Raw genomic sequence first — 16,433 nt, forward strand, 5'->3', positions numbered from 1 at the left:
AGTATGTGAACAAAGATAAGGAATGGGACAATTCCTTTTTAGATTACACAGATTAATATGATAAGTGTAGAAGAAATCCGATCAACTCTCAAAAGAGTATTCGGCTACGACAAGTTCAGAGGCAATCAAGAAAAGATCATTTTAAACATTCTAAGCGGACAAAATACGTTCGTAATTATGCCTACTGGAGCTGGTAAGTCATTGTGCTACCAAATACCGGCCATTATGCAGGAAGGGACTGCCATTGTGATTTCCCCTTTGATTGCACTGATGAAAAACCAAGTAGATCAATTAAAAGCATTCGGTGTAAATGCAAGGTTCCTTAATTCGACAATCTCTAAGTCAGAGATAAATAAAATCAAGAAAGCCACGCTAGCCGGTGAGATTAAACTGCTTTATGTAGCTCCAGAGTCTTTAACAAAAGAAGAGAATGTTGATTTTTTGAAGGCAGCCAATATATCTTTTGCCGCAATCGATGAAGCACATTGTATTTCTGAATGGGGACATGATTTTCGGCCAGAGTACAGAAGAATAAAGTCTATAATTGACCAAATAGGTAAGGTGCCCATTATAGCACTTACTGCAACCGCAACTCCGAAGGTACAGCTCGATATTCAGCGGAACCTTCATATGGAAGAAGCAGATTTATTTAAGTCGTCATTTAATAGAGCAAACCTCTACTATGAGGTAAGGCCTAAAAAAAATATTAAAACGCAGCTGGTTAAATTCATAAGAGATAATCAGGGTAAATCTGGAATTATCTATTGTCTTAGCCGGAAACGAGTAGAAGAGATAGCGAGCTTTTTACAGGTGAATGGAATAAAAGCAGCTCCATACCATGCAGGTTTTGAACCATCCGTAAGGATGAAAAATCAAGACGATTTTCTAAACGAAGAAGTTGACGTGATTGTGGCAACAATAGCCTTTGGAATGGGGATTGATAAGCCGGATGTTCGATTCGTTATCCATTATGATGTCCCTAAATCTCTAGAGGGCTATTACCAAGAAACAGGTAGGGCAGGAAGAGACGGCCTTGAAGGGCTATGCGTCATGTTCTACAAATACGAGGATATTCTAAAGCTGGAAAAGTTCAATAAGGACAAGCCAGTTACAGAGCGGGAAAATGCCAAAGTGCTTTTGGATGAAATGTCGTCCTACGCAGAGTCAGCAGTTTGTCGTAGAAAACAACTCTTACATTATTTCGGTGAAGAGTATGATGATGCAGCATGTAGAAGCGCCGGCCTCTGTGATAACTGTAAATATGAAAGAGAAACTTTCGATGGTAAAGAGTTTATACATGCCGTTATTGAGGCCGTTGAACAGACTGAAGGTAGGTTCGGGATGGCACATATCGTTGCTGTAATAAGAGGGTTAGAAAACCAATACATTAAGAGTTACGGTCATGATAAATTACCCATTTATGGTAAGGGGAAAGACAGAGACGACCATTTTTGGAAATCAATGGTGAGACAGACCTTACTCAATGAATTCTTAAAGAAGGATATTGAAAATATCGGACTCTTGAAACTGGCCGATAAAGGCCGCGATTTCCTTAAGAAACCGATTAGTGTCGACATGATGAAAGACTTGGATTTCAGTGATGTTGATGCCAATGAAAGTGAGAGTAACGAAGCTCCACCAACAATGCAGGCCAAAAATTCATTTGATAAAGTGCTTTTTGAGCTCCTTAAAGGTGAAAGGAAACGAATAGCACGAGACAAGGATTTACCTCCATATGTAATTGTTCAAGACCCTTCGTTGCAAGAAATGGCAACAACCTATCCGACAACGGAAGAAGCTTTAGCCAATGTCAATGGTATAGGTATGGGTAAGGTCCAAAAGTTTGGCGCCTCTTTCTTGAAAATTATCAGCGACTATGTTGAGGAAAATGATATCGGAATTGACGAGGTGGTTGTGATAAAAACTGCTGGATCGAAATCCAAGAATAAGATTTATATCATTCAACAAATAGATAGAAAAATTGATTTAGAAGAAGTCGCTGAGCAAAAGAGTTGGTCAATGACCGAGCTGATTGATGAAATGGAAATTATCTGCTTTGCGGGCACCAAATTGAAGCTTGATTACTATTTAGAGCAAATTTTAGATGACGAGAAACAAGAAGACATAATGGATTATTTCCTTAATGCCGATTCTGATGACATCGATGATGCGCTAGATGAATTCGAGGACGATGATATTTCTGAAGAAGACTTGAGATTGATGCGTATCAAATTCACTTCTGAATACGCAAATTAATTACCTTTATCATTCAAAATTATTGAATCAATGAACATCCTGATCTTAGGAAGTGGAGGAAGAGAGCATGCCTTCAGTTGGAAGATTTCCCAAAGCAATCAATGCGATCAATTATATATAGCACCAGGAAATGCAGGCACTGCATCTTTAGGGCAAAATATCGACATGAATGTCAATGATTTCGAGGCTATAGCAGCTTTTGTAATCGAAAAATCAGTTGATTTAGTCGTTGTTGGGCCTGAAGATCCATTAGTGAATGGAATCAGTGACTACTTTAAAGCTGATGAACGCTTGAAAAAAGTAGGTCTTGTAGGGCCTTCAAAAGAAGGCGCCCAGCTAGAAGGAAGTAAAGACTATTCAAAACAGTTTATGAATAGGTATGAAATTCCGACAGCCAAGTCACAAACTTTCACCAAAGAAAACCTTGAAGAAGGTTTGAACTATATCACGAGTCATCCTTTGCCTATAGTTTTGAAAGCAGATGGACTTGCCGCAGGTAAAGGAGTAATTATTGCCGAAACGCATGATCATGCGCGAACAACGCTCAAAGAGATGTTACTTGATGCAAAATTTGGAGAGGCTTCAAGCCGTGTGGTCATAGAGCAATTCTTGGAAGGTATTGAGTTATCAGTTTTTGTATTGACAGATGGTGATAACTATAAAATTTTACCAGAAGCAAAAGATTATAAACGCATAGGCGAAGATGATAAAGGGCTGAATACTGGTGGAATGGGAGCTGTATCTCCTGTACCATTTGCCAAAGGTGATTTTATCAGTAAGGTGGAAGAACGTGTTGTCAAACCAACCGTTGCTGGGTTGAAAAAAGAAGGAATAGACTATAAAGGATTCATTTTTATCGGATTGATGAATATGAATGGTGAGCCTTATGTAATAGAATATAATGTGCGAATGGGTGATCCTGAAACCCAAGTTGTACTGCCTAGAATCGATTCTGACTTAGTGGACTTATTAACCGCTACGGCAAATGGTACTCTCGATAAAACAGAGTTTTCAGTGTCGGATCAAGCCGCCACTACAGTTGTAATGGTTTCAGGAGGGTACCCTGGAAGTTATGATAAAGGCATTGCCATATCAGGCGTGGATAGCGTGTCAGAAGCTACGGTTTTTCATGCAGGAACAAAGCTTGGAGAAAATGCTGAGTTGTTAACCAATGGAGGTAGGGTCTTGGCCATTACCGGAAGAGGTAATTCAGTAGCGAATGCCCTCGAAAATTCTTATAATGGCATAGCAAATATTACCTGGAAGGACGAATATCATAGAAATGATATAGGTCAGGATATATTGAAACTAATCGATTAATTTCTTAACCCCATGGGTAAATAGAAAAATATGAGCTGTAGCTGCGGAGTAAGTGTAGATGGAAAAACAGCAGGTTGCAACAACAATGGCGGTTGTGCAACTGGTGGCTGCAATAAGCTCAATGTGTTTGATTGGCTATCCAATATGGATGTGCCAGTTCAAGAGAAATTCAATGTGGTTGAAGTTCGCTTTAAAAATGGGCGAAAAGACTTTTATAGAAACACAAAATCTTTCGATCTAGTTACCGGAGAAGCAATTGTTGTAGACGTGCAAGGTGGTCATCATTTGGGCCATGTCTCTATGCAAGGAGAACTCGTTAGGCTGCAAATGAAGAAACGAGGGGTTGAAGATGGAAGAGAAATTCGACAGATATATCGCAAAGCCACAATTGCCGATCTTGATAAATTCGAAGAAGTACGAAAACGAGAATCACCGGCACTTTATAGAACAAGAAATATAATTCTCGAGCAGAAATTGGCAATGAAACTCACTGACATAGAGTTTCAAGCGGATAATACTAAAGCTACTTTTTACTACTCAGCTAATGAGCGAGTAGATTTTCGGGAACTGATAAAAATATTGGCTTCTGAATTTAAAATCCGGGTAGACATGCGTCAGATAAGTCTGAGGCAAGAAGCGAGTAGGCTTGGCGGTATAGGGTCATGCGGAAGAGAGCTTTGTTGTTCTACGTGGCTTACTGATTTTAAAAGTGTATCCACATCAGCTGCACGATATCAAAATCTTAGTCTAAACCCAAGTAAACTTTCTGGCCAATGCGGAAGGCTTAAGTGCTGCTTAAACTATGAGCTAGAAACCTATATGGATGCTTTAGAAGATATTCCTAATGTTAAGCATCTGAAAATTAAGCATGGCGAGGCCAAACTCCAGAAAACTGACATTTTCAGGAAGATGATGTGGTTTAGTTTTGAAGGAGAAAATGTGTGGCACCCCATTTCTGTAGCGCGAGTAAAAGAAATTGTTGATTTAAATAAGAATGGTGAAACGCCAGAAACGCTAACTGTCGATCAGATTGAAGTGACAATTGCCGATAATGTCATCAACAAAGACTTGAAGCGCATGGACGAGAAGTTCAAAAAGAAAGATGCTTCATCCAAATCTAAAAAACGAAGACCGAACAAGAATAGAAATCGAAACAGCAATCAGAATCAACAAGGTAACCAGCAGATTAAAGCCAATCCGTCAGATTCAACTAAAGGACCAAGCGCAGAAAGTCAGAAAAGAGGCAATAGAAATAAGAAAAAACGTTTTCGACCTAAGAAATCTACTAAGGGGAATGAGTAAGCTGAATTATTGGATTGTGTTGCTTTGCCTTTTGCTATTTGTTGGCTGTGATACGAATAGGGTGTATGAAGCCGATTATGACTTCGATGAACTGAGTTGGCACATGGATACCATTCCGAACTTTCAATTCGAAGTTGAAGACACGGCACCCAAAGATCTTATTTTCAAGATTAGAAACAGCTTAGATTTTCCGTTTCGAAACTGCTATGTAAAATACGATTTGAGTGATACACTAGGCAACACCCTCACTTCTGACTTAATTAATATAGAGTTGTTCGATGAGAAAACAGGTAAGCCATTCGGTTCCGGAAATAGTGTATTTCAGCACTCAGAAGTCTTTTTGGAAGGTTTTAATTTCCCTGAATCCGGTACTTACAACTTGAGTTTAACTCAATATATGCGCAAAACTGACTTGATTGGTACTTATTCTTTGGGCTTGAGAGTGGAAGAGTCTTCGGGTAACTGATTAATTAAATTAATCAGTTGGTGTATTGAGCTCCACAAACTTCAATAAATTATCCTTTATTTTCTCTTTGTTTATCCAGAATTCACGTGAATGCACCGTTCTAAAAGGCCATTTCTTTTCTTGTAAATGATCAGGACGATAGACGCATACCTCTTTCATTGAAAGACTCTCGTAGAAGTAATTATCGTCGGTAAAAAGCAGCCCTATCTGCTGACCATTCTTAGATAATTCAACATCGGCAAACGGAGACTTTGTTTCAATATCTACAGCCAAATCCTTTGCCCATTCTTCAATCTGATGTTTCAAGTACCACGACTGTTTAAATGGTGATTCGCGCTCAATAACTGGCTGGAATTTTCCATTAGAAACCTCAAGCGCATAATCTAAATAAGTTTTAAGGAGTTTTGGACCTTCATTTTTAGTCTTATCGACCTTTAAGTCTTTTGGAAGAATAGAGCTGATAATTAACACTTTGTCCCTAGCACGGCTTACAGCCACATTGAGTCTATTTTCCCCACCTTTTTGATTAAGGCTTCCAAACTGCACATTGAATTTGCCCTTAGCATCGGGAGCATATCCAATAGAAAAAATTATGATATCACGTTCGTCGCCTTGAACGTTTTCAATATTCTTAACAAATAAATCTGGAGGATAGTCCAGTCCAGACTCCTCTAAAGTGTCAAGAATGAGCGTTTGCTGCTGCGCGTTAAATGTGACAATACCTATGCTTTTGTTAGGATGTTCTTTCAGAAATTCACGGACATGATAAATTACAGCGTTCGCTTCTGCTTCGTTTCGCTGCTTCTCCCAAATTCCATTGACTTTGATATAGTCGATGGCGGGTTCAGGATTGTTGTTTCTCCCAAACTCTGGTAAAACTTTAAGTCTTCCTTTGTAGAAATGTCGGTTTGAGAAATCAATGAGCGATAAAGACCTACTTCTATAGTGTCCTTGAAGGTCTATTTCCATTAAATGACGCGTAGCCAGTTCCAGTAGCGAATCTATTTCTAAGGCCATTTCTTCCTGTTCATCTTCCCAGCGAACTCTGTACAAATCATTGGGTTGTAATTGTTGACTATCACCGGCAATAACCAGTTGTTTGCCTCTGAAAATTGCTGGAATCCCTTTTTCAGCAAAGCATTGACTAGCCTCATCAAAAATGACCAAATCAAAAAATGGCTCCATCGGAAAAATGGCAGATACTGATTCAGGAGAAGCCAACCAACACGGAACTAGGTTAAATAACTCACTTTCGAAATTGGAGATTAACCTCCGAATAGGCCAAATTCGCTTTTTCTTGCTTACCTGATGCAAAAGGTCTCGGTAAGTGACTTGATTATTGAGTCGATTAAATTCTAGATCAGTATATGTTTTTTCTCTAGCGCGTTGAATTAGAATTTGAGCACTAGCTTCAGATTTCTCCGAAACTGTAGACTGAAATTCATCAATGAGCTTTTCAAATTTAAGTGTAGAAACAGATGTCAGAATAGGGTATTTATTCTCAATATGATCAATCCATGCCAGTCTTATGCTATTGTCGAAGAGGGCAATTAACGCTGCTTTACTCTTAGTTTCTTGCTCAAATAGCTTGTCAATTGTGGCTAGAGCTTTCTGATCAAAAGAATCTCTTAACTCATCAAGCGCCTTCAAAACATCGAAGTCCTTTTTGATTGACTCTGAGAGTTGCATTCCAAATGACGAATCTTGTAAAAGGGAATCAATCTGCTTAGGAAGAATATATTTGTTCCACTCTGCACGCTTTTCGGGAAGCAGTTTTAGAGTTTCTTCAATAGTTTGAAGCTTATCTTTAAATATCTTAGCAGAAGAGTTTTTTAAGGGGAAGAATTCTTTAAAATTCGCAAAAGAATCGAACAGTGCTTTGGCTTGCACAGCTAATTCCATTTGATCTAGCCATAAATTGATTTCCTGTTGATCCGTGGTTTTAGGTACTGAGCCTATCCAGCCAATACCGCGTAATTTAGTAAGCTGGTGTTGAAGGTTCAGCCGATTGTCGATTCTAGCAGTAAGAATTTTTAAGGCGTTTTTGTCGTCTCTCAAGTCATTAGCCACAAGAATTCTAGCTAAGCGTAGTTTTTCTTTCGAGAAACGCCATTTTAAAGAAGTCAGAAAAGAGTTTTTAGCATCGCTCCTCTGTTTCAAAATCAACTGTACTTCTCCGATTTCCTTTGCCGGAATACTATGCTCAACACCCTCGCCTTCAAAACAAGTGTTGATAAGGTTTCTAGTATTTTTAAGCCATAACAAACTAGCATTATCAGCACCAAACTGCACCATTGGCCTGAACAATTCGAATACCTTTTGATTTTTGATATATCCACGAAGCGCCTTTAGTTTATCAAGGTTTTCGCTGATCGTTCTGCAAGCATCGAAATCGACAGACTCTTTAATAATTTCTGAAATGGCGCCCGTTAAGGCTTTAGTTTCATGAGGTATTTCCGATAAATAAGCGAGTATATTTTTCATATCCGCTCGCGTTAAGTCTCCAAAACTTACTCTTTCAGACCATGGATGATCAGCAGCATTCACTCTTTGCGCATAATCGAAATATAGGTCAAGGTTTCTGGTAAAATCCTTTAAATGGTCGAAGTGAAAACCATTGTATTCCTGAACTAAGGCAATGTTTTCCTTTTCGGGGTCAGACGTGAGATAAAGCTCTTTTACTGAAAGGCCGCATTCGCTATGATCGAACAGAGCCGTTTTATATTCATTGAGTTCCTCAGAGATGTCCTCAATTGTTAAACTCGACTTTTTAAAGTTTCTGTCTAATTGTAAAGCATCTAAATTACTATTGCTTTTAGCATACTGCTGCGTGTTTTCTATCTGGTTCGCAACCTGATCATAAATTGCCTTTCTGTCGCTTTTAAAATCATGCACTAAAGCCGTAAAATCTTGAACGCCAATGGATTTTAACCTTTCATGGACCACATCGAGCGCAGCCCGCTTCTGACTCACGATTAATACTTTTTTACCACGGGCAATAAAATCTGAGGCAAGATTGCAGATGAGTTGTGACTTTCCTGTTCCTGGAGGGCCCTGCACCACAATGGAGTTGCCTTTTTTTACAGCATTTAAGGCATTTTCTTGGTAAGCATCCAGAGCGAATGGCGTATAAGTTTCGGACTCGTCAGCTTGGTTTAAAAAGTGTTTGGTTGGGTCGAATTCGGCCGAAGCTCTATCAGGTAAATTAATGGTCTTTCTAGCAAAGAAGTCATCCAAATTAAGTGCTTCGGATTGCTGTAACAGAAAATCATAATCTGGTACTAGGTAAGAATCTGATTGCGGAAAAATACCAAAAACAGCTTGCATCTGAACGCTGATCTCTCCGTTCTCCTGTTTGTAAACAAATGATTCTTTATGCTGTTGACTAAAGGGCTCAAGTTTTTCGCCATAGTACTCTCTATTAAATCTAAGCGCAATAGGACTTTCACGAAGCTGCTCATAAAGCATATTTTTAAACTGGGTGCTGTCTCGCTCGTATCCATCAAATGTAAATTCAACCAATTCATCGAGCAACTCCAATTCATTATAATGAGCAAAGGCCAGTAGAAGACTTTTATTGAAACTTATATTGACATCTTGCTTCAGTGAGATTTCCCAATTATTACCTTCCTCCGTTAGCCGAATTGGGAAAAAACATAAGGGAGCCCTTAAGGGAGTACCATCATTAAATTTTCCTTCTACAAAAGGCCAGCCAACGTATAGGTCTTTGGCACCAGTTTCTTGAAAGATAAATTCTTCCCTGCGTTTTAAACGTTTCAGTCGGTTGGAAAGCGCATTTGAATTTTCGTCTCTTGGATCTGAAACGGGAATCAGTTTAATCTTGGATTTTTTGGCAATAACTTGCTCGACAATGTTCCAAGAAGGGAGTCCATTGACATGATCGAAATCATGTAAGTCTAAAAATTGCTCCTTATTTAAACGTAATAGCAACAATGACCTGTTGTTGCCCGAAAGGTTGACAAGTCTCCTTTGGTAGCTTTTCAGTATTTGTTGCATGTAGGAAATTAGTAATAACTTGGCAGTTATCAGCGGGCAAAATAATTATAATTGACTTTCGCTTTCAGACCTGTTTTGTAGCACACAATTCTTGTGATCTACCGCGTTTTTACTCCGAAAATTAAGACTTGTTAAACGGAGAATCGGGTTCTTTTGCAAAAACGTTAAAAACTATTTTATCCATTCTGCCAGGCATCCACTTATTGAGGAAAACGGCGAGTTTCCCTTGTGAAGTAAATACAATATCTCTTTTCTTCTTTCTAATCGCTTTGATAATGCCCTGAGCCACTGCTTCGGCAGTCATCATTTTACCTTCATTACGCGGAGAAGTTCCTTGTTCAGAGCCATCAGCAGTGAGTGCTGCATTCCGAATGTTGGTTCCAGTAAAACCTGGGCAGGCCACAAGCACATGAACCCCTCTATGCATAACTTCTGTTCTAAGTGCCTCAAAAAAGCCATTCATCGCATATTTAGAAGCCGTATAGGCTGTTCTTGCCGGCGTGCCACGATACCCATTGATGGATGAAATTCCTACAATGCTGCCTTTACTTTTTAAGATATGCGGTAAGCAATACTTCGTTGCATAGAGTGTACCATTAAAGTTTATCTTCATCACTTTTTCGAATACCTCCAATTCAATTTCCTCTAATAATGCACGCATGGAAATACCGGCATTATTAATCAAAATGTCAATACCACCGAATTTTTCAAGCGTTTTTTCAACCAAAGTCGCATTGTCCTTTTCTAATGAAACATCTAAGGCTAAGCATAGATTTGGAGTGTTTAAACTATCAAGTTCTTGGCTTACTTGAGTCAGCCTTTCTTCATTTCGTCCTGTGATGACAACCTTAGCGCCTAGTTGTCCAAATTCAATGGCCAGCGCTTTGCCTATACCTGACGAACCGCCCGTGATGATGACTACTTTATCTTTCATTGCCACAAATTAAGTTAGAATTTCATTCATGACCACGTCGCGGTACTCAAACCAAACAAAGCATTATCTTTGCCGAGCGAAATTTCAAGCATTATGTCAGAAGAAAGAACAGAATTAGGAGACCTTGGAGAATTTGGATTAATCGATCGGTTGGCCGAAAAATTAACCCCAAAGCAAAAGAGTACAATTAAAGGAATTGGAGATGATGCCGCCGTAATTTCCTCTGGGGAAAATTATGCTCTGCTATCTACTGATATGTTGGTGGAAGGAGTACATTTCGATCTTTCCTACGTTCCATTACAACACTTAGGCTATAAAGCCATAGCCGTAAATGTTTCTGATATAGCCGCTATGAATGGGCAGCCTTCGCAAGTGGTGGTTTCGCTAGCCCTCAGTAATCGTTTTTCGGTAGAAGCCATTGAAGTTCTTTACGCTGGAATGAAAGCTGCATGCGAAGATTATAATGTTGATATTATTGGTGGAGATACTACTGCTTCAAGAAGTGGATTGGTGATTTCTGTTTCCGCATATGGCACGGCTAATGCGGGTGACGTGGTTTATAGGAGTGGAGCTGGTAAAAATGATATTCTGTGTGTAACTGGCGATCTTGGAGGTGCTTTTGTTGGATTGCAGGTACTAGAAAGAGAGAAACAAACTTTCTTGGGTAACCCTGATATGCAACCCCAATTAGATAAATATCAATACATCGTTCAAAGACAATTGAAGCCACGGGCTAGAATGGATGTTGTACATGAATTGAAGGAACTTGGGGTAACTCCAACTGCCATGATAGATATTTCCGATGGGCTAGCTTCTGAAGTTTTGCATATGTCGAAAGCCTCTAACGTCGGTTTCTCAATTTATGAAGAGCAGTTCCCGATCGATAGACAGACTTACGAAACTGCCGTAGAGTTTAACCTCGATCCAATAACGTCTGCCTTGAATGGAGGAGAGGATTATGAACTCTTGTTTACGATTAAGCAAGAAGATCATGCGAAACTGGAAAAGTATGCCGACATACATTTTATAGGCCACTCTCAAGATTTAGAAAAGGGTAATTTGATGGTAACGAAAAAAGGTAATCAAGTGCCTTTGCAGGCACAAGGTTGGAACCACTTGAGCTCAGATGCTGAATAATGGATGCTTCTGTTCATTACTTTAACGGACAATATTTGCCTAAAGAGGAAGTCAGGCTTTCGATTGACGATGTCGGACTCATTCGAGGCTATGCTGTTTTTGACTTTTTTAAAGTAAAAGGAACAATACCCATCTTCATCGATGATCATTTATCACGTTTAGAATTCTCTGCCCAACAGATCAATTTAGCCATTCCTTTAGGTAGAGATGAGCTGAAGGCAGTGGTCAACGAACTTGTTCTTAAAAACGGGTTTGAATACAGCAGCATTAAAATTATTGTTACAGGAGGCGTTTCTATCGATGGTTTTACAGCCGGTGAACCACAAATAATAGTTTTAAATACAGCGTTTTCCGATCCCCCTTCCGCTTTATATGCAGCTGGTGCAAGTCTTATGCTGCAGGAATACTCGCGAGACAATCCATTAGTAAAGTCAACTAATTATACCAATGCCTTGGCCGCTCAATCACGGTGGCAAAGCGAAGGACATATTGATGTTTTATATCATCAAAATGGTCTAGTATCCGAAGTTTCTAGAAGTAATATCTACTACTTTAAGGCAGGTGTTTTAAATACAAATGACGAAGGAGTTCTAAAAGGAGTTACTAGAAAGAATGTTTTAAAATGTGCTAAAAATGTCTTCAAAGTCAATTTAGGGCCAATAAATCTAGAAGAACTCTGGTCGGCAGATGAGGTTTTTATTACGAGCAGTACTAAGAAGGTTTTACCGATAGTGAAAATTGGTGATCGAGAGATAAATGATGGCCAAGTAGGAGAAAACACTATGAAACTAATAACACTTTTTGATCAGTATATTGAGGACTACCTAAAGTTGAGGTCTTAAGGCTAAGAGGCTTTATCAAGTTCGTATCCGATAATATCTAATAGCATATCCATGATCTGAATGGGGATGCGTTTTTCCAGATCTTTATATCGATAATTGATAACGTGTCCGTCTTCGAGTTGGTAGGCAATTCTCCCTGTTTGTACTTTCTTTTCGAAAATCTGAATTTCTAAAACCGTATTGTCAATACCATTGCTATAGGTATTGTTAATTCTCCAGGTAGTACCCTCAACTACTTCCGAAAGTTTGTTTAATAAACTCCTTACTAATGCCTTTTTTTCCTCAGTGATTACCTCCATAAGATGGATTATAGTGAATATTTATTAAAACAACGGCATAATCCAAGTTTGGTTATTCATCTTCTGGGTACGGTACAAATAGAAAGTTGGTAAAAGTCTGATCGACAACAAAAAGGCAGCAAAACTCATCTGGATTCTTATATGCTTTTTTAAATGCCTCTTCATCTTCAACTAATTGGCGTTGGATAAACTCATCCAAATAAGTAATGTGGTAATTGAAATCAGTTGCTAATTCCTGTTTTTCAATCAACAATTGCCCTAAAGGAATAGATGTTTGTGAAATTGGGAATATTGGGAAATCAGAAAACCCTCTTTTTCTTACTTGGTAAGAAGCCTCTTTCAAAGTATCAGCTACTAAAACAAAGTCTTTTGTAATAGTGCCTAAATATTTACCGTTTAATTCCGGATCATTTTGCATGCTGTAAAATTAGTAAAGGAAGTTTATCTATCCTTCACTCTGTACATGAACTTTAGGCCAGACCAAATATCATCTATCGCAGCTACTTTAACATCAACTAAACCTATGTCTAGGCCAAAGTTTCGAATAACGTTACCATCTAGGTCGGTTTGGAGTTTCGATGCTTTCTTAGGCCAAGAAAGCCAAAGCGTACCATCCTTTTTCAGGTGATCTTTCACCTGAGGTATCATCGATTTTAATTCTGCCTGAGACATCATGAATGCATGTGCAAAATCGATACTTCCCGCTTCTGGTTTTTCTACTGTTTCGATAGCAGGTAGCTCTTCAAACAAGTTGAAATAGTATTCGGGAATGTGAACAAAGTGACACTTAAAATCTTCTTTAATCCCTAGTTTTTTGGCAAGGGGAGTGCCTGAATATCCGGCTGTTGTCATGGAAGTAGTTGAAAAAATAGAGTAAAATATAACTACTTTTTAAGATTAGTAAAAGGTCTTTTAGGATGTGTGAGTCCTAAAAGACCTTTTTTTCTATTTTCTTACTCTTCCTTTAAGTATTGAATGGGGTTGGCCTTAAAAGCACGATAAAGTTGAGAAAGCACGGTAAGAATTGCTACTGCCAGCACACCGATAATAGCAGTGGCTCCGATTGACCAACCAAAATCAATTTTATAAGTGTAATTATTAAGCCAGTCATTCATAATGGAAATGGCAATCACAAGACCCGCTACAGAACCAATTGTAAGTAGCCAAATGTACTTTCTAAGGTAAAGCGAGAATATTTGTTTGGCATTTGCGCCAACAACTTTTCTCACGCTTACATCTTTCATTTGTTGCCGCACTTGATTGCCTACAAAGCCCATAAGCCCCAAACAAGAAAGGAAGATGGCCGCAATAGAACCCACTTGTGCTATTTTCTTAATACTGGCCTCAAGCGCATATCTATTCGCAATATCGTCTTCTACAAAAGCGTAACGCAATGGATAAGGCGAAAAATACTTTTCGTGAATTGCTTCTAATTGGGCGATTTTCTCCTGGTCTATTTCTGAAAACTTAATAAAAGTATTGTACTCCACCAGTTCATCGCCCATATACATGATCAGCGGGTCAATACTAGACCTTAAAGATTCGAAATTGAAGTTTTTGACTACACCAATTATCGTCGGTTTATCAAATTCACCATAGTTAAAATAAATTTGTTCGCCAATTGGGTTTTCAAGTCCTACCATCTTGACAAAAGCCTCATTTACAATGGCAGCATTCGTAAAATCGCTTGGTCTGTCTTTGTCAAAATCACGACCGCTCAATATCTCCATGCCCATGGTACGAATGTAATCTGGATCTATCCTTGCATGGCGAACGCTTACCCGATTGTCTTCTGCATCTTTGTAATTTGTGCCGTTAAAACCGGAAGCTATGCTAATGCTTTCTACCCCTGCAATCGCATTTATTTCATTTTTAAAATTCAATTTCGTTTGTGCATCGGTCATCGGTCGAAAGACCCTAACAAGCTTGTCGCCAGAGTAGCCCAAATCATGATCTAGCAGAAAATTTAGCTGGCCATTCATGGTGAGCATACCCGCAATTAGAAAACACGATATGGCAAATTGAAGTGTAATTAAGCCTCTGGAAAGGTGGTTTTTACCGCCAAGTTTAGATTTTCCCTTTAACCCACTGATGGTTTTGTACCTAGAAAGTAGAAAAGCAGGATAGACACCTGAAAATAATGCTACAAATAGCATAAGTGCTACTCCACCTACTAATACTTCAAAGTTAAAAACAGTGCTAAAGGTGTAGCTTTTGTCGGCATATTCTGAGAAGCCAGGAAGCATTAAGGCGATAAAGCCTAATGACAAAACTAAGGCTAGAAAAGACGATATAAATGCCTCAACCACAAACTGTTTAAAAACGGATTGTTTTTCAGCACCAAACACTTTTCTAAGTGCCACTTCTTTCAATCGCACTATATAATTGCCAACGGCGAAATTGGCATAGTTTACACAAGCGATCAGCAAGCAGAAAATTCCTATAATAGTTACAATAGTAATTAGTTCATTGTCGCCGCGAGCTTCTATTCCGTTGCCAGTGTCGAACGCTGGATTCAAATGAATATTTGTTAAGGCCTGTAGCCCTAGGTTGACTTCGGTTTCACCCATCTCATCATCTTTGGGCATGATGTCAGTCATTTTTTTAGCCACAACATTGGGGTCAGCCGTCGGGTCTAATTGAAAGAAGCTATTCATGTTTATATCAAACCAGGTTTTGGTCCTTCTTTCATTTTGTGCTGCCCATTGGGCGAATGGGAAAATAATTCTAGGGCGAATAGACGTATTTATGGGGAAGTCTTTGAAAATACCGATGACTTTGAGCGTTTGCTCTTCTTGTTCCTCCGATGATATCGTTATTTCTTGATTGGCAATATTTAAGCCTATTCCCAATCTTTCGGCAGTTGATCTAGATACCACCACAGACAAAGGATCTTTAAAATTGTTGGCGCTTCCAGAAAGGAATTCGACAGAAAACATGTCGAAAAAATCAGGATCTGCATAGTGTAAGCTTTCGGCCTGAAAATCAGCATTCACTTTTAGCAAAGTCGATCCGCTTTTATAACGCGTACCTTTTATGATTTCAGGAATTTGGTTGGGGAACTCTTCTCCCATAATGTAAGATGAGCCTGCGAAACTTTGCGATTGATCACCGTTCGACATGGTGGCGGTAGGTCGGTAGATATTGTCTCCGTGAGGATAGAAACCATCGTATGAATTTTCATCTGATACAAAGATGAAGGCGAGCCAGCATATGGAAATACCTAGAGCTAAGCCTACAATATTAAGGCTAGAATACCCTCTAGTCTTCCATAAAAACCTAAAGCCGGTTTTAAAATAGTTTTGAAAAAGCATAATGTTGTTGTTTTGAGTTTGAACTTTTATTCTCATGTACCGAAGGCACCTGAGTACTTCGAAAATGTATTTTCTTTGCGCGTAAGCCTGTCCTTTTTCAGCTATTCGCCATTGGTAGGCCTCATACAAATCACCTTCTACCTCTTCGACCAAATCGGTAGGACAGATGTATTGTAATAAATGAAGTGCCCACTTTGGGGGGCTCTTATAAGAGGCCATACTGTAATGATGTTTTTGGCACTAAAGACCACATTTGAGACCGTCGCTCTTGTAAATGGTGGGCAATTCTGTAACCACTTGTAGTACTTTGATAATACTTCTTTCTTTTGCCGCCACGTTCAGGGGTAGGTTCGCCAAACGAGGAGTTGACAAGACCTTTCTTTTCCAATCGTTTGAGTACAATATGGATGGCCGGTAAAGAGATGCTTTGTTTTACATGGGCTTCATAGACCTTGGCAATTTCTACACCATGACATTTTTCCTTCATCAAAACGATGACAAGGATGGTTTCCTCGAGAGATCCGAGTGACTGTTCGCTCATTTAAT

At 39.1% G+C, this 16,433-nt stretch carries 13 protein-coding genes; 6 read left to right on the top strand and 7 right to left on the bottom strand.

Going from position 1 to position 16,433, the window contains the following annotated elements:
* Positions 1-57 precede the first annotated feature (57 nt).
* The 4 genes from recQ to JXQ92_RS13415 are packed head-to-tail and all read left to right on the top strand — an operon-like array spanning position 58 to position 5,344.
* A complete protein-coding gene (gene recQ / locus JXQ92_RS13400) occupies positions 58-2,256 on the top strand; it encodes a DNA helicase RecQ (protein ID WP_421987131.1) in 2,199 nt (732 codons plus the stop codon).
* Positions 2,257-2,286: 30 nt separating this feature from the next.
* On the top strand, positions 2,287-3,576 hold the full coding sequence (purD, locus tag JXQ92_RS13405; protein ID WP_421987132.1) for a phosphoribosylamine--glycine ligase: 1,290 nt from the start codon (positions 2,287-2,289) through the stop codon (positions 3,574-3,576).
* A 30-nt stretch (positions 3,577-3,606) separates the two neighbouring features.
* Entirely contained in the window at positions 3,607-4,878 is a 1,272-nt protein-coding gene (locus tag JXQ92_RS13410) for a PSP1 domain-containing protein (protein WP_421987133.1), read from the top strand.
* Positions 4,871-5,344, top strand: a complete 474-nt coding sequence (locus tag JXQ92_RS13415; RefSeq protein WP_421987134.1) for a gliding motility lipoprotein GldH — start codon at positions 4,871-4,873, stop codon at positions 5,342-5,344. Before JXQ92_RS13410 ends, JXQ92_RS13415 begins: the two co-directional genes overlap by 8 nt.
* Positions 5,345-5,353: 9 nt before the next feature.
* On the opposite strand, the gene JXQ92_RS13420 is transcribed toward JXQ92_RS13415, so the two are convergent.
* Positions 5,354-9,361 carry an AAA domain-containing protein gene (locus tag JXQ92_RS13420; protein ID WP_421987135.1) on the bottom strand — a complete coding sequence of 1,336 codons (4,008 nt, stop codon included), beginning with the start codon at positions 9,359-9,361 and terminating at the stop codon, positions 5,354-5,356.
* Positions 9,362-9,482: 121 nt separating this feature from the next.
* Positions 9,483-10,301 carry an SDR family oxidoreductase gene (locus JXQ92_RS13425; protein WP_421987136.1) on the bottom strand — a complete coding sequence of 273 codons (819 nt, stop codon included), beginning with the start codon at positions 10,299-10,301 and terminating at the stop codon, positions 9,483-9,485.
* An 87-nt stretch (positions 10,302-10,388) separates the two neighbouring features.
* Here JXQ92_RS13425 and thiL point away from each other — a divergent pair, with 87 nt between their 5' ends.
* Both thiL and JXQ92_RS13435 read left to right on the top strand, forming a co-directional pair.
* The gene (thiL, locus tag JXQ92_RS13430; RefSeq protein ID WP_421987137.1) at positions 10,389-11,432 is read left to right on the top strand and encodes a thiamine-phosphate kinase; all 1,044 of its coding nucleotides are present in this window, start codon (positions 10,389-10,391) and stop codon (positions 11,430-11,432) included.
* The gene (locus JXQ92_RS13435) at positions 11,432-12,274 is read left to right on the top strand and encodes an aminotransferase class IV (protein WP_421987138.1); all 843 of its coding nucleotides are present in this window, start codon (positions 11,432-11,434) and stop codon (positions 12,272-12,274) included. The genes thiL and JXQ92_RS13435 overlap by 1 nt, the downstream gene beginning before the upstream one ends.
* A gap of 2 nt (positions 12,275-12,276) precedes the next feature.
* Here the strand turns inward: JXQ92_RS13435 and JXQ92_RS13440 are convergent, their stop codons facing one another.
* The 5 genes from JXQ92_RS13440 to JXQ92_RS13460 form a co-directional block, all read right to left on the bottom strand.
* Positions 12,277-12,573 carry a hypothetical protein gene (locus JXQ92_RS13440; RefSeq protein ID WP_421987139.1) on the bottom strand — a complete coding sequence of 99 codons (297 nt, stop codon included), beginning with the start codon at positions 12,571-12,573 and terminating at the stop codon, positions 12,277-12,279.
* Between the two features lie 52 nt (positions 12,574-12,625).
* Complete coding sequence (locus JXQ92_RS13445) at positions 12,626-12,991, bottom strand: hypothetical protein (RefSeq protein ID WP_421987140.1); 366 nt, start codon at positions 12,989-12,991, stop codon at positions 12,626-12,628.
* 23 nt (positions 12,992-13,014) lie between these two features.
* The gene (locus JXQ92_RS13450; RefSeq protein ID WP_421987141.1) at positions 13,015-13,425 is read right to left on the bottom strand and encodes a DUF3052 domain-containing protein; all 411 of its coding nucleotides are present in this window, start codon (positions 13,423-13,425) and stop codon (positions 13,015-13,017) included.
* Between the two features lie 101 nt (positions 13,426-13,526).
* Positions 13,527-16,106: an ABC transporter permease gene (locus JXQ92_RS13455; protein WP_421987142.1), complete on the bottom strand. Its 2,580-nt coding sequence runs from the start codon at positions 16,104-16,106 to the stop codon at positions 13,527-13,529.
* Positions 16,093-16,428 (bottom strand): PadR family transcriptional regulator, encoded by a 336-nt coding sequence (locus JXQ92_RS13460; protein WP_421987143.1) that lies wholly within the window; start codon positions 16,426-16,428, stop codon positions 16,093-16,095. The genes JXQ92_RS13455 and JXQ92_RS13460 overlap by 14 nt, the downstream gene beginning before the upstream one ends.
* Positions 16,429-16,433 lie beyond the last annotated feature (5 nt).

It is taken from the genome of Roseivirga sp., assembly GCF_049099775.1.
Taxonomy (GTDB): Bacteria; Bacteroidota; Bacteroidia; order Cytophagales; family Cyclobacteriaceae; genus Roseivirga.

Bases quoted from the DNA above. Each gene is read 5' to 3' on its own strand.
- recQ (WP_421987131.1), top strand. From the start codon at position 58: ATGATAAGTGTAGAAGAAATCCGATCAACTCTCAAAAGAGTATTCGGC.
- purD (WP_421987132.1), top strand. From the start codon at position 2,287: ATGAACATCCTGATCTTAGGAAGTGGAGGAAGAGAGCATGCCTTCAGT.
- JXQ92_RS13410 (WP_421987133.1), top strand. From the start codon at position 3,607: ATGAGCTGTAGCTGCGGAGTAAGTGTAGATGGAAAAACAGCAGGTTGC.
- JXQ92_RS13415 (WP_421987134.1), top strand. From the start codon at position 4,871: ATGAGTAAGCTGAATTATTGGATTGTGTTGCTTTGCCTTTTGCTATTT.
- JXQ92_RS13420 (WP_421987135.1), bottom strand. From the start codon at position 9,361: ATGCAACAAATACTGAAAAGCTACCAAAGGAGACTTGTCAACCTTTCG.
- thiL (WP_421987137.1), top strand. From the start codon at position 10,389: ATGTCAGAAGAAAGAACAGAATTAGGAGACCTTGGAGAATTTGGATTA.
- JXQ92_RS13435 (WP_421987138.1), top strand. From the start codon at position 11,432: ATGGATGCTTCTGTTCATTACTTTAACGGACAATATTTGCCTAAAGAG.
- JXQ92_RS13440 (WP_421987139.1), bottom strand. From the start codon at position 12,573: ATGGAGGTAATCACTGAGGAAAAAAAGGCATTAGTAAGGAGTTTATTA.
- JXQ92_RS13445 (WP_421987140.1), bottom strand. From the start codon at position 12,991: ATGCAAAATGATCCGGAATTAAACGGTAAATATTTAGGCACTATTACA.
- JXQ92_RS13450 (WP_421987141.1), bottom strand. From the start codon at position 13,425: ATGACAACAGCCGGATATTCAGGCACTCCCCTTGCCAAAAAACTAGGG.
- JXQ92_RS13455 (WP_421987142.1), bottom strand. From the start codon at position 16,106: ATGGCCTCTTATAAGAGCCCCCCAAAGTGGGCACTTCATTTATTACAA.
- JXQ92_RS13460 (WP_421987143.1), bottom strand. From the start codon at position 16,428: ATGAGCGAACAGTCACTCGGATCTCTCGAGGAAACCATCCTTGTCATC.